Consider the following 13,199-nt stretch of genomic DNA (forward strand, 5'->3'; position numbering starts at 1 on the left):
CATAGAAAAGGCCGACATCCGAAAATCCTGAGCCTTTGAGCATTGTCACATTTTCCTCTGATAAAAAATTGTTAGCCTGGTGCGGATTGCTTCTCGGATGCTTTCCGCATAAGTCTGGCCTGCTTCCTTGCAGACAACATCACTCTGTTCTACACAAGCGATCATTTTGCGGCTCACATCGTCGGCAGCGCAGTGTATTCTTTCGCAATGGATTCCATGATCGCCGCCTCCGCACGGGCGCTCGCCGCTGGCGATGCGCTTGGTGCCCTTGCACGTGTCGCTCTTCGCGATGATCCACCGGCTCTAGCCTTGCGCGGCATTGCAATGGCTCAGCTTGGCGAGCATGCACGGGCTCGTGAACTCATTCGTCGCGCGGCCCGTGGCTTTGGTGCCCATGAAGAGCTGGCGCGCGCGCGCTGTGTTGTTGCAGAGGCTGAAATAGCGATGGCCATGCGCGATCTTGGAACTTCGCCCCGCTCGCTAATCGCTGCAGTGACTACTCTTGAGATGCATGGCGATCAAGCCAACGCAATGCAAGGCAAGCTCATCGCAGCACGAAAGCTCTTGCTGCTGGGCCGCCTTGACGAAGCCAGGACTGCACTAGAGCAGCTCGATACACGCGGCCTTGCACCGTCGCTCGTGGCGGTCGCCGAGTTGGCTGCAGCGGAGTTGGCACTGCGCTCACTTCGTATTGACCATGCACGGATAGCATTAGGCCGTGCTCGGGAAGCAGCAGATCGCGCACGGGTGCCCATGCTTCAGGCCGAGGTATCTGATGCACTGGCCGTATTTGATCGCCCCGCTGCCAGGCAACTTTTCGCTGGTGATGAGCAGACATTGTGCCTCGATGAGGTGGCCATGCTTTTGGCCTCCGGCACGTTAGTGATTGATGCCTGCCGTCGCGGGCTGATCTCCGGCGCTGCGCGGCAATCGCTGGCGCGCCGTCCAGTGCTATTCGCCCTGCTACGCTCGCTTGCCGAAGCTTGGCCCGGTGATGTTGAGCGTGCCGCATTGATTGCGTACGCATTTCGGACCAAAGACCCCGACGAGACTCACCGCGCACGCCTGCGGGTCGAGATCAGTCGTCTGCGTGCGCTGATTGCGCCGATGGCGCATATCGAAGCAACTCCGCGAGGGTTCCTCCTCAGGCCGCTCGGCAAGCGTGCTGTTGCATTGCTGGTGCCACCGATTGACGGCGATGAAGCGTCAATGCTCGCGCTTCTGTCGGATGGCGCTGCATGGTCTACCTCAGCCCTGGCGCTGGCATTGAATGCAAATCAACGCACTGTGCAACGCGCGCTCGTCCAGTTGGAGGCGGCTGGCCAGGTGCGTTCGATCGGACGGGCGCGGGCGCAGCGTTGGTTATCATCGCCACTGACTCAATTCACGACAATCTTGTTACTCCCCGCTGCGCTATCGATGACATAAAGTGTTTTTGAGCGCCAATCCGAGGCGCAATACAAGGAGCTGACAATGACTACCAGTACTATCAAAAACACCCCGCAGCATGCAATGCGCACGGCGGAGATCGTGCGTGAATATGGCCCGTTCAATGGCGCCGAACGTGTACACGGCGTGACCCACGACGGCGAACACGTATGGGCCGCCACCGATGGCATGCTGATTGCGTTCAATCCGGAAAACGGCGAAATTACGCAAACTCTGGACCGTGCGTGCGACGCAGGAACTGCCTTTGACGGCAAATACCTTTATCAAATCGCGGAAGAACGCATCGATAAAATCGATCCTGCCAACGGCAAGGTAGTGGCATCCATTCCGGCTCCCGGCCACGGGTATGACTCGGGCATGGCGTGGGCAGAAGGCAGCTTGTGGGTTGGTCAGTACCGCGACCGAAAAATCCATCAAATCGATCCCGCTACCGGCACCATCATCCGCAGCATCGAGTCCAATCGCTTCGTTACTGGCGTGACCTGGGTTGATGGCGAACTCTGGCATGGAACATGGGAAGGTGATGAAAGCGAACTCCGTCGTATCAATCCGGAGAGTGGCGCAGTGCTTGAACAGTTGGAAATGCCTGTCGGGACCGGTGTCAGCGGGCTCGAGTCAGATGGTGCCGACCTGTTTTACTGCGGTGGTGGCGGGAGCGGAAAGGTGCGCGCTGTTCGGCGTCCCAAAGGGACGCGTCAATGATCGCATATCACGGTTTTCCTGAAAAAATCGACAACAAAAAAGCCCGCGCAAGCGGGCTTTTCTTCTATCTGATCAAGCTGACTTCGCTTATTTGTTGACCAATGCACGCGGTTGCAACAAGGCGAGTCCGGCACCGATCACCAAGGCGCCGGCAACAAAATACATGCCTGCGTTGGTGCTGCCAGTCACGTCCTTCAACCAGCCGACGATGGATGGGCTGACGAAACCGGCCAGATTGCCGACCGAGTTGATCAAGCCGATACCGGCAGCAGCTGCAGCGCCGCTGAGGATGGCGCTTGGATAAGTCCAGAATACCGGCATCGTCGACAACATGCCTGCAGTACCGAGCGACAAGGCCATCAAAGCCAGCACCACGTTATCACCATATACGGTGCTGAGGAACAGACCGAGGCCGCCCAGCGCACTGGCAATGGCAAAATGCCAGCGACGTTCACGCATGCGGTCTGCGCTACGCGCCACCAGCAAGGTTGCAATCACGCCGCAGGTATAGGGAATCGCGGTCAACAGACCAACATCCAGCGCATCCTTGACGCCGGATGCCTTGACCAGCGTCGGCAGATAGAAGCTGATGCCGTACAGACCCATCATGCAGCAGAAATAAATTGCAGCCATCAACCAGACTTTAGGGTTCGAGAACACGCTCGCTACCGAATGCGATTTGTTTGCGCCGCCGCCATCTTGCGCAATATTTTCTTCCAGCAGCTGTTTCTCATTGTCAGACAACCATGTCGATGCACGAATGGTGTTTGGCAGATAGAACAGTGTGATGATGCCCAGAACCAGCGATGGAATGGCTTCCAGCAGGAACAGCCATTGCCAGCCATGCCAGCCGTTGGCGCCGGCAAAGTAATTCATGATCCAGCCAGACAAGGGACCGCCGACCACGCCGGCAATCGGGATGCCGATCATGAACAAGGCATTCATCCGACCGCGACGCGAGGATGGGAACCAGTAAGTGAGATACAGAACGATGCCAGGGAAAAAGCCGGCTTCTGCCACACCAAGCAGGAAGCGAATCACATAGAACATCGTAGGCGAAGTCACGAACATGGTCGCCGCTGACAGGACGGACCAGGTAATCATGATGCGGGCAATCCAGACGCGGGCGCCGACACGATGCATGATGATATTGCTCGGAACTTCAAACAGGAAATAACCGATGAAGAAAATACCTGCTCCAAGGCCGTAGACGGTTTCGCTGAATTGCAGATCGTTCAACATTTGCAATTTAGCGAAACCGACGTTGACGCGATCGAGGTAAGCCGCGACGTAGCAGATAAAAAGGAAAGGTAGCAACCGCAAGGTTACTTTCGCGTAAGTACGATTTTCCAGCGACTCGCGGTCACTGATAGTGCTGAGAGGAATAGCGCTCATAGAAAAATATCTTATTCAGAATTGTCGGAACAAAGACGACCAGAGGTAAACCCGTCTTTGTTTATGCCGGATGATGCATAGTCGCTAATAGGGGAAGCGATGCGTTTAAACTGCTACAAATGCTGGATTGACAGACGTTTGCGAGATGCCGGTGGGGGGTGGTACCGAACGAGAATAAAGACCGGTTTTGCCGGTTTTTTGATAGTAACCCCGCGGATTATCGTCACACATGCAAACATTTCATGCGCACATGAAAATAATGCTGCGAAGCAGCAATTTTCATGAAAAGCGTTTTTAAAGTGTAAATACTTTCGCTATTCGCGCTTGCATTTTGACTTTTCCACTAATGTGCATTGCTGTTTTAGCATCGCTTATTGAGACAATCGCCAAACCATCTCTTCATGAAAAAACGATGCCACCTGAAACAGGTGACATCGTTTTAAATCAGTTCGCACGATCAGCAGATCATGCAAGACCTGGCATCTTGCTTATCTTTCTACCTGCTCCAGCTTCCAGTACATTGCAGCCACAACCAGACCGAATATCACATGTGCGGTCAGCGTGGCCAAGCCGCGTATTTCGGCAAACCAGGAGAAAAATTGCACCATGCCGTAGAAGTTGAAAAGATACAGCACCAGTCCGAAGACGGCACCTGTCAGCAAGACCATGCCCAGACTGGAGTCAAAACGAAATGGCACGATGATAGCGGCAAGAATCAGACTGAAAACAATGCCAAGCACATAGTGCGTACCTAGCGCCACAGCCACGATCATCAAATTAAAATCGGTCGACTGCAATGCATCCTGTCCCATGGTAATTGCCGCAACCATATGTGATGTTTCCCATGGATTGGCTCCCATGATAATGGTTGACCAAAGCAACTCCAGCACCATCAGCACTGCGCCTGCTGCAAAGCCGGAAACCGCCGCCACCGTCCAGTCAGGACTGCGGTGTTCCCACCGATGTGAATGCATGTGAAGTTCCATAGCAGCCTCCATAAAAAGCAATCCCCGGTCTCTTATCAAGCATCCGGCAATTACTGTACAACGAACATCTTCTCGCTCATCTGCAAATACTGATCATCATGCAGCGTTATCCCAAATCACCGGCTTTTTCTCAAGGGAAAACCGGAATATGGGGCTCCTCGCCACCGAATTTCATTTCAGGATGACGTGCAGCCAGCATGTTTTCAATTTCTTCCACCTTGCGGGAAGGCACATCCGCGATCATCAGAATTTTCCCGCTTTCAAGAGCAGGATAAAACGCTTTCAGCTGCGAGTTCGGCACGGCAGCGGCAGCCATGCTCGATGCCCATCCACCAAAAACAATACCCAAGAGCGTGGTCACGAGCACCGTTGCTTCTCCCAGGTCGTAATACACAATCAACAAGGCGCCAAATGCAATACCCAACACTGCGCCAACGATCATGCCGGCTGCCGCGCCGTGCAAAACGTCGGTCTTCAACAGGAAACTCGCTTCCGGCATGTCCGGCGGCAACGGTGCGCCACCCGAAATAAAACGTACATGCCGCTGTTCTATACGATGGAGCAACATGTCATCAAAAGTACGGCGGGCACTATCGATGTCGGGGAGGAAATAATAAAGTCTATGTCTCATGACAGCTCCTTTGCTTGCCTGTGCACAATTCAGTATAGGCAGTTTATTCAGACTTTCAATGTGCAAACCTGATCGCTATTCTTCTCCACGCATGGCATCTTCAGATTCATGCCCTGCAGCACCTGTCGAAATGCTGCAGACTTCATCCAGCAAGCAGTAAATCCAGTCGGCACAGACCGAAGCTTCTGCACGGGAACGCAATACTTACCCGCTGCATCCAATATCACGAGAACACAAGAAAGCAGAGGGAGCTATGCAAACATCAGCAAAAGAAGAGAACCCCGGCGCATGGTCTGACATGGAGATTGCGCAGCGCATTGCGCGCGGCGACCAGTCAGCGTTCGAATTCATGATGCGACGTCATAACCGCCCTTTGTATCGCACCGCGCGCAGCATTCTGAAAGACGATGCCGAAGCCGAAGATGTACTGCAGGAAGCCTATCTGCTGGCGTATCGGAATATAGAAAAATTTCGTGGCGAGTCTGCTTTGTCTACATGGCTGACACGCATTGTCATCAATGAAGCCATTGCACGTTCGCGTAAAAGCAGACGCAGGGCGGAAATCATTCGACTCGATAGCGACAATACAGCACCGCTGGAATATGAAATGGCGGAGGTCAACATGAACGAAGCGACAACGGAACAGCCTGAAAGCGCTGCCTTGCGGGCGGAAGCTCGCCGCATGCTGGAGCGGCAAATCGACGCCCTGCCCGATGTGTTCCGTACAGTTTTCGTGTTACGCGCACTGGAAGAGATGAGCGTGGATGAAGTCTCTCGCTGCCTCGATGTTCCGGAAGCAACCGTGCGCAGCCGTTTCTTCCGTGCACGCGGCATGTTGCGCGAAGCCTTGGCCAGAGAAATCGATTTTGTCTACGAAGAAGCATTTTCCTTCGATGGCGCGCGTTGCGATCGCATCGTGTTCGGCGCACTCGAACGCGTCAAAAGTTTACAGGCAGATTAAGCCTGATTATGTGTAGTAACTATTCAATGGAGAAATGACATGTCCTTTTTAATTCAACCTGATGATTTCACACTGCAAGGTACACGCCGTTCCTTTCTGGGCAAATCCGGCCTGCTGTTGTCCGGCGCCGCAGTTGCACTGCTTGCCGGGCAGGATGCGCTAGCCGCCAGCAAAGGCGGTGCTTCGACCAGCGCTGACGTCAACATTCTCAATACGGCATTGGGTGCAGAACTGGAAGCGATTGCCGCATACCAGCTGGGCGCAGAAAGCGGCTTGCTGCAAAAACCTGTGCTTGATTTGGCGCTGACTTTTCAGGGACACCACAAGGAACATGCCGATGTTCTTGCCAAGACCATTGCAAAACTCGGCGGCAAGGCAGTCAATGCAAAAGAAAAATATACTTTTCCAGTGGAAAAACTGAAGTCGCAAACGGACGTGCTGCGCTTTGCCGCTACGCTGGAAAAAGGCGCAGTCAGCGCTTATCTGGGTGCAGTTCCCCTGTTCGGCAACCGTGAACTGGCACAAGCCGCTGCAAGCATCCTCGGTGATGAAGCCATGCACTGGGCGATTCTGCGCAATGCGCTGGGTGAAGCACCGGTACCTTCGGCTTTCATGTCCTGAGGATAAGCAAGCATGCGCGGATTTGTCGGTTTAATTCTGGCTGCTTGCATGGCATCGGCAGCAATAACTGCCGATGCTGCACCCGATAAAGGTGCGGCACTGGCGGCGCAGGTCAAGGCCGGGGAAGCGATTTATGCACGTTGCCTGGCATGTCATGCGCTCGCTTACGACCGCACCGGTCCGCGACATTGCGGCTTGTTCGGACGTCGCGCCGGTAGTGTGAAGGGTTTCAATTATTCGGATGCGATGAAACATTCAAATATCGTCTGGAATGAAAAGACGCTGAATCTGTTTCTCAGCAATCCGATCAAAACGGTGCCGGGAACCACGATGACGTATGCCGGAGTTGCAAGTGAAAAAGAACGCAGTGATCTGATCTCTTACCTGAAACAGGCGAACACATCGCCTGAATGCAAAAAATGAAAATCCATCCTTTGCTTGATGAACACCCATCGAACGCCATGTCTGCACATGCAACAGGCGCGCCTGTCAGCGAGATAGAAGCCAATGATTTTTCAGAACATGACTGGCGTCGACTGTTGATTCATCTCGGTGAAAATCCGAATCGCCAGGGTTTGCAGGAAACGCCGAAACGCGTGCAAAAAGCATGGCAGCAATGGACTTCTGGCTATGAGCAGGATCCGGCCGAGATTCTGAAAGTCTTTTCAGACGGTGCCGAACAATACAAGGAGTTGATCATTGTGCGCGGCATTCCCGTGTACAGCCACTGTGAACACCACCTTGCACCCTTCTTCGGCACTGCCACCATAGGCTATACGCCGAATGGAAAAATCGTCGGCCTTTCCAAGCTGACGCGTCTGGTCGATTGTTTCGCACGACGCTTGCAGGTGCAGGAACGTCTGACCATACAAATCGCAGAAACGCTGATGGAGCATGTACAGCCCTTGTCCGTTGGCGTCGTCATTCGATGCCGTCACATGTGCATGGAAAGTCGCGGCATCCGGTCGCAAGGTGAAGAAACCGTGACTTCTGCACTGCTGGGTGAAATGCGTAGCAATCCTGCGCTCAGAAGCGAATTCCTGACGCTGACGCGCGAGAAAGATTAACGATGCGAAATATGGCGTCACGCTCGTCGCATGACTGGCGCCGGCAGTAAAACGTAGAGTTTCATTCAATGCAGATGACGTAAAAAAACCGGCCGCAATAGCCGGTTTTTTCATTATCAAGCGGCAAAACCGCCATCTATCGTCAGACTGGCACCGGTTATATAGCCGGCTTCCGGGCCGGCCAGATAAGCAACAAAGCTGGCGATTTCTTCCGTCTTGCCGTAGCGTCCGATTGCCATCAAGCCTTTCAGGGTTTCCGCAAACTCTCCTTCTGCAGGATTCATATCGGTATCGACCGGTCCTGGCTGTACATTGTTGACCGTGATGCCGCGCGCCCCCAGATCACGTGCCAGGCCTTTGGTCAAACCAACGATCGCCGATTTGCTCATTGCATACGCTGCCCCACCCTGGAATGGCATGCGGTCAGCGTTGGTGCTGCCTATCGTGATGATGCGTCCGCCTTCACCCATGTGGCGCAGCGCTTCCTGAGTCGCAACAAAAACGCTGCGCACATTCACGGCAATTGTCCGGTCAAAATCGTCCAGCTTGAAATCTTCAATCGTTCCCAAGGCGAGTACACCAGCGTTATTCACCAGAATATCGATGCCACCGAATGTTGCGGCTGCCTGATCGATTGCCTGTCTGACTGCCGTGGCGTCACTGCTGTCAGCCTTGATTGCCAAAGCGCGACCGCCGTTTTGCTGAATGGCATAGACGACTTCATTTGCCTTGTCAGGCGAACTGACATACGTAAAGGCAACTGCCGCACCGTCGCGTGCCAGACGTTTGACGATTGCTGCACCGATGCCGCGTGAACCGCCTTGAACGAAAGCGACTTTACCGGGCAAAGTTTGCTGTGTTGTATTCGACATGATTTGTTCTCCGTTAGAGTGAATTGAATTGCGAAGCGACGGAGTCAGTATCGAACATGGATTATGGTGTTACTAGACAGTAGTTACTATAATCTGTTGATACTAATAGTTTAAAATTGACACGGGAGAAGTCATGGAATCAATGAGCGGCATCGAGTGTTTTGTACGCAGCGCCGAAGCGGGCAGCTTCTCCGAAGCCGCACGGCGCCTCAGTCTGACTCCTGCCGCCGTAAGCAAGAATGTTGCAAAACTGGAGTCCAATCTCGGCGTGCGTTTATTCCAGCGCAGTACGCGCAGCCTGACCCTGACCGAAGCCGGCGAACGCTTTCTGGCCGAAGTCGGCAGCGGCCTGGCCACCATACAATCGGCCGTCGCCAATCTGGCCAGCGCTGATGGCCAGCCGGCCGGCACATTGAAGATCAGTATGGGTACCGGTTTCGGACGCGCGTATATCGTGCCTTTGCTGGGAGATTTTCTGCAACGCTATCCTGCCATCGTGCCGGACTGGCATTTCGACAATCGTCGCGTGGATATGGTCGCGGAAGGATTTGACGCTGCCATAGGCGGCGGCTTCGAGTTGCCGCCTGGCGTCGTTGCCCGTTCACTGGCGCCGGCACATGGCGTGCTCGTTGCTGCGCCGGATTATTTTACGAATAAAACGCTGCCGCAATCTCCCATTGATCTGGCCCAGCATGATGGCATCCTGATCCGTTCGCCGCAGACCGGGCGCGTAAGGCCGTGGCCTTTGCGCAATCACGCCAACGAACAAATGCCGATCACATTGCGCACCCGCATGACAATGAGCGATCCGGATGCAGCATGCGAAGCGGCTCAACTTGGTTTGGGTATCGCGTTGATTGCCATGCCTAACGCACTTTCTTATCTGGAAAGTAAAAAACTGCTGCGGGTGCTGCCCGACTGGTACGTCGATATCGGTACGCTGTCTCTCTACTTCACAGCCCAGAAACTATTACCGGCAAAAACGCGGGCCTTCGTCGATTTTGTCGTCGAACATTTCCGTACCCAAAAACTCGCCCAGCGTTTTTCCGCTTTTTAGCACCATATAAAATTCCTGCCTTAATCATGCCCTCGCCAAACACCAGCAAGCGCCTCCACTGCACGCTATGCCTGCGTCCGCAGCGTACCTGCATCTGTCAGTGGGTCACGCCGCTTGAACACGATGTTGAAGTGCTGTTCCTGCAGCATCCGCTGGAAGTCGGCAACGCAAAAAATACAGCACGTCTGCTGCATATGAGTTTGCCGCACAGCCGCCTCGTCGTTGGCGAAACATTTCCAGAACATGAATTACGGGCATTGCTGCATGCGTCCTTCGATTCTGCAAACGAGACAGATGCGCCGGACAAAATTGTCTACCCTATCCTGCTTTATCCCGAAAACGCTGCAGAACAAGCCCTCATCGCACCACGCACAGAACTGATGCCAGCGGAAACGCACATTCGTCTGATCGTGCTGGATGGCACCTGGCGCAAGAGCCGCAAGATGCTGTATCTCAACCCGCTGCTGCAACAGCTGCCGCGTCTGCCCTTGCGCGACCCGCCGCCTTCGCATTACCGGATACGCAAGGCGCACAAGACAGATCAGCTTTCTTCATTCGAGGCGACCTGTTACGCCCTGATGCAGCTGGAAGAAAATACGGAAAAATATCAAGCGCTACTGGCAGCCTTCGACGGTTTTGTCGCGCAACAGCAAGCGTATGTGCAAGAGCATAAATAAGCTCTTGATCAGAGAAAGCCGCGCGTAAAAATGCCGGCGGCTGCGCGACTTTCCAATCCTGCCTATAATCGGCACACCTACCCGTCACACACTCACCAAGGAAGTTCCATGACCATTTCTCTCTACGCCGCCTCCGTCCCCGTACTCAAGCAAATGCTCAATAGCGTAAGCGACCTGCTCAAGAAAACCGAAGAGCATGCTGCCGCAAAGAGCATCGATCCCAACGCCTATCTGCAGTCGCGCCTGTTTCCGGACATGTTTCCATTGATACGCCAGGTGCAGATTGCCGGCGACTTTGCGCGCGGCGTGTCGGCGCGGCTGGCTGGTCTCGACGTACCCAAGGTCGATGACAGCCTGGCTACCAGCTTTGCCGATCTGCGTGCCATGCTGGCGGAAACGATCTCTTTCCTCGACAGCATCAAACCGGCACAAATCGATGGCCAGGAAGCACGCGACATCGTTCTGCGTCCCGGAACGCCAAAAGAAAGAAAATTCAACGGACAGGAATACTTGCTGCACTTCGGCTTGCCGCAATTCTTCTTCCACGTCACCACTACTTACGCCATCCTGCGCCACAACGGCATTGAAATCGGCAAGCGCGATTACATGGGTACTTACTGATACGCATGATGCAAAAGCAGTATTTGAACTGCCGCTAGCTTGAAAAAGGGCAAACATTCGTGTTTGCCCTTTTTACGTCTGCGGGCGTATTGCCGGCATGCTCGCACACCAGCCTTTCAGATATCGGCAGGCCGCATATAATGATCAGGTACCGGTTCGGTAATTTCTATACGGGGTATGGATATGAGCACCAGAAAAATGTTTGCCGACATGGATGCGGAAAGCCGATATTTTTACGAAAAAATCGTCAATACTGCGCTGCTCAATATGTATGCGGTGGAGCACCAGTTATTTGATGTCCGTCTTTGCGATTCGGACGATCCGCTGATCATGCTCAGGTGGCAGGAAGTTGAACCTTTGATCATGGATACCATTCAAAATCAGGTCGATACCGATCCCGACGCAGATAAATGATCCGGATTACGCTGTCGCTCTGTAGCGTCGTTCTGCTTGGCAGTTGCAGCGGAGCTTATCCTGCCGCAACGCATGTCCCAGCCGCTGCTATCCATGGAGTCGTAGCAGATATCGACGTCAAGATCATTGCCTTCAACGATCTGCACGGCCATCTTGAAGCTCCCAAATTATCCATTTCCGTACCGACTGCCGATGGCACACATATAGGCATACCGGCCGGCGGTGCCGCCTATCTTGCCGGCGCAATCAAATCCCTGAAGCAGGCCAACCCGTATCACGCTGTTGTTTCTGCCGGCGACATGATAGGCGCTTCACCGCTGGTATCCGCACTGTTTCTCGACGAGCCGACGATAGAAGCTGTCAATGCATTCGGCATCGATTTCAATGCAGTCGGCAACCATGAATTCGATAAAGGTGCGGCCGAGCTGTTGCGCATGCAGAACGGCGGTTGCGCCCAATACACGCAACGCCAGCCCTGCGCGCTCAACAAGCAGTTCCCCGGCGCCAATTTCGGCTTTCTTGCAGCGAACACCTTCAAGGCAGATGGCAGCACACTCTTCCCCGCCAGCGCCATCAAGACCTTCGGCAATGGCGCACAGCAGGTGAAGATCGGCTTCATCGGCCTGACATTGAAAAATACCGCACACATCGTTACGCCTGGCGGCGTTGCCGGCCTGACCTTCAAGGACGAAGCGCGTACTGCGAATGCACTGATCCCGCAGTTGAAGGCGCAAGGTGCCGCTGCCATCGTTGTCATCGTGCATGAAGGCGGGACGACGACTGGCGGCTTCAACGATCATTCCTGCCCGAATCTGACTGGCGCGATCATCGCGATACTGGAGCGGCTCGATCCGGCAGTCGATGTCGTGGTATCCGGCCATACGCATCGGTCGTATGTCTGCGATTACGGCCGGAAAAATCCGGCCAAACCGTTTTTGCTGACCAGCGCGGGCCAGTACGGCACGCTGGTGACCGATATCAATCTGCGTATCGATCCCCGTACGCGCAAGGTCGTATCCAAATCTGCCGGCAATGTGATCGTGCAGGGAGACGGTTTCATCAATCATGCAGGTGTCGCAATCAACCCTTCTGCCGCGTATCCGCGCTTTGCGCAGGACAGTGATGTTGCTGCGATCGTCAGCCGCTACGCCAACGCTGCTGCACCATTGGCAAATCGTATCGTCGGCAAGCTGACGACATCCGCAACACGCAAACAGTCGCCATCCGGCGAAAGCCCGCTCGGCAATCTGATCGCCGACGCACAACTCGCCGCCACGCAATCAGTGAAAAACGGCAAGGCACAACTTGCACTGATGAATCCCGGCGGCCTGCGTGCCGACCTGCAGGTACCGAACGGCGGCGGCGAGATCCGCTATGCGCAACTATTCAGCAGTCAGCCGTTTGGCAACAATCTGGTCGTCAAAAGTTTTACCGGCGCACAACTGCGCAAACTGCTGGAGCAACAATTCAAGACTGGCAGCAATCCCATTGAGCATCCGCGCATCCTGTTTCCATCACGCGGATTTACCTATAGCTACAAACTGAACAATCCGGCAGGCGCACGCATTGTCGCCATGCATCTGCATGGCGTGCCGATTGCAGATGACAGAATTTATCGCGTGACGATGAACAGCTACCTGGCAAATGGCGGCGATCAATTCAGCCTGTTCAATGAGGGACGCAATGTGTCAGGCGGCGCACTGGATGTCGATGCGCTGGAGGACTATCTGCGCGCGCACTCACCAT

15 protein-coding genes are annotated in these 13,199 nt (G+C 54.3%); 11 read left to right on the plus strand and 4 right to left on the minus strand.

Annotation, left to right across the window (positions count from 1 at the left end):
- Nucleotides 1-207: 207 nt before the first annotated feature.
- Together ABWP27_RS05160 and ABWP27_RS05165 are read left to right on the plus strand one after the other, a co-directional pair.
- Entirely contained in the window at nt 208-1,428 is a 1,221-nt protein-coding gene (locus ABWP27_RS05160; protein ID WP_353154290.1) for a helix-turn-helix domain-containing protein, read from the plus strand.
- A gap of 45 nt (nt 1,429-1,473) precedes the next feature.
- Entirely contained in the window at nt 1,474-2,151 is a 678-nt protein-coding gene (locus ABWP27_RS05165) for a Vgb family protein (protein WP_353154293.1), read from the plus strand.
- An 87-nt stretch (nt 2,152-2,238) separates the two neighbouring features.
- On the opposite strand, the gene ABWP27_RS05170 is transcribed toward ABWP27_RS05165, so the two are convergent.
- From ABWP27_RS05170 to ABWP27_RS05180, 3 genes are all read right to left on the minus strand, one after another.
- Nucleotides 2,239-3,546: an MFS transporter gene (locus ABWP27_RS05170; RefSeq protein WP_353154296.1), complete on the minus strand. Its 1,308-nt coding sequence runs from the start codon at nt 3,544-3,546 to the stop codon at nt 2,239-2,241.
- A gap of 488 nt (nt 3,547-4,034) precedes the next feature.
- Entirely contained in the window at nt 4,035-4,532 is a 498-nt protein-coding gene (locus ABWP27_RS05175; protein ID WP_353154298.1) for a hypothetical protein, read from the minus strand.
- Nucleotides 4,533-4,662: 130 nt separating this feature from the next.
- Nucleotides 4,663-5,163 carry a DUF1269 domain-containing protein gene (locus ABWP27_RS05180; RefSeq protein ID WP_353154300.1) on the minus strand — a complete coding sequence of 167 codons (501 nt, stop codon included), beginning with the start codon at nt 5,161-5,163 and terminating at the stop codon, nt 4,663-4,665.
- A 253-nt stretch (nt 5,164-5,416) separates the two neighbouring features.
- On the opposite strand from ABWP27_RS05180, the gene ABWP27_RS05185 reads away from it, so the two are divergent.
- From ABWP27_RS05185 to folE, 4 genes are read left to right on the plus strand one after another with little or no spacing between them, the layout of a single operon-like run.
- A complete protein-coding gene (locus tag ABWP27_RS05185; RefSeq protein ID WP_353154303.1) occupies nt 5,417-6,124 on the plus strand; it encodes an RNA polymerase sigma factor in 708 nt (235 codons plus the stop codon).
- 39 nt (nt 6,125-6,163) lie between these two features.
- On the plus strand, nt 6,164-6,745 hold the full coding sequence (locus ABWP27_RS05190; protein ID WP_353154305.1) for a ferritin-like domain-containing protein: 582 nt from the start codon (nt 6,164-6,166) through the stop codon (nt 6,743-6,745).
- Between the two features lie 48 nt (nt 6,746-6,793).
- Nucleotides 6,794-7,168, plus strand: coding sequence for a c-type cytochrome (locus tag ABWP27_RS05195; protein WP_353154307.1), 375 nt, complete (start codon nt 6,794-6,796; stop codon nt 7,166-7,168).
- 38 nt (nt 7,169-7,206) lie between these two features.
- Entirely contained in the window at nt 7,207-7,812 is a 606-nt protein-coding gene (folE, locus tag ABWP27_RS05200; protein ID WP_353154325.1) for a GTP cyclohydrolase I FolE, read from the plus strand.
- 116 nt (nt 7,813-7,928) lie between these two features.
- Here folE and ABWP27_RS05205 read toward each other — a convergent pair whose 3' ends face one another.
- Nucleotides 7,929-8,684, minus strand: coding sequence for a 3-oxoacyl-ACP reductase family protein (locus ABWP27_RS05205; protein WP_353154309.1), 756 nt, complete (start codon nt 8,682-8,684; stop codon nt 7,929-7,931).
- 133 nt (nt 8,685-8,817) lie between these two features.
- Here ABWP27_RS05205 and ABWP27_RS05210 point away from each other — a divergent pair, with 133 nt between their 5' ends.
- The 5 genes from ABWP27_RS05210 to ABWP27_RS05230 form a co-directional block, all read left to right on the plus strand.
- Nucleotides 8,818-9,741, plus strand: coding sequence for a LysR family transcriptional regulator (locus tag ABWP27_RS05210; protein ID WP_353154312.1), 924 nt, complete (start codon nt 8,818-8,820; stop codon nt 9,739-9,741).
- A 26-nt stretch (nt 9,742-9,767) separates the two neighbouring features.
- Entirely contained in the window at nt 9,768-10,418 is a 651-nt protein-coding gene (locus tag ABWP27_RS05215) for a tRNA-uridine aminocarboxypropyltransferase (protein WP_353154315.1), read from the plus strand.
- A gap of 108 nt (nt 10,419-10,526) precedes the next feature.
- Nucleotides 10,527-11,039: a DUF1993 domain-containing protein gene (locus ABWP27_RS05220; protein WP_353154317.1), complete on the plus strand. Its 513-nt coding sequence runs from the start codon at nt 10,527-10,529 to the stop codon at nt 11,037-11,039.
- Nucleotides 11,040-11,222: 183 nt separating this feature from the next.
- Nucleotides 11,223-11,453, plus strand: a complete 231-nt coding sequence (locus ABWP27_RS05225) for a hypothetical protein (RefSeq protein WP_353154319.1) — start codon at nt 11,223-11,225, stop codon at nt 11,451-11,453.
- The coding region (locus tag ABWP27_RS05230) for a bifunctional metallophosphatase/5'-nucleotidase (RefSeq protein WP_353154322.1) at nt 11,450-13,199 on the plus strand (1,750 nt) is incomplete at its 3' end. The genes ABWP27_RS05225 and ABWP27_RS05230, both read left to right, overlap by 4 nt.

The organism is Herminiimonas fonticola (genome assembly GCF_040395855.1).
GTDB lineage: Bacteria > Pseudomonadota > Gammaproteobacteria > Burkholderiales > Burkholderiaceae_D > Oxalicibacterium > Oxalicibacterium fonticola_A.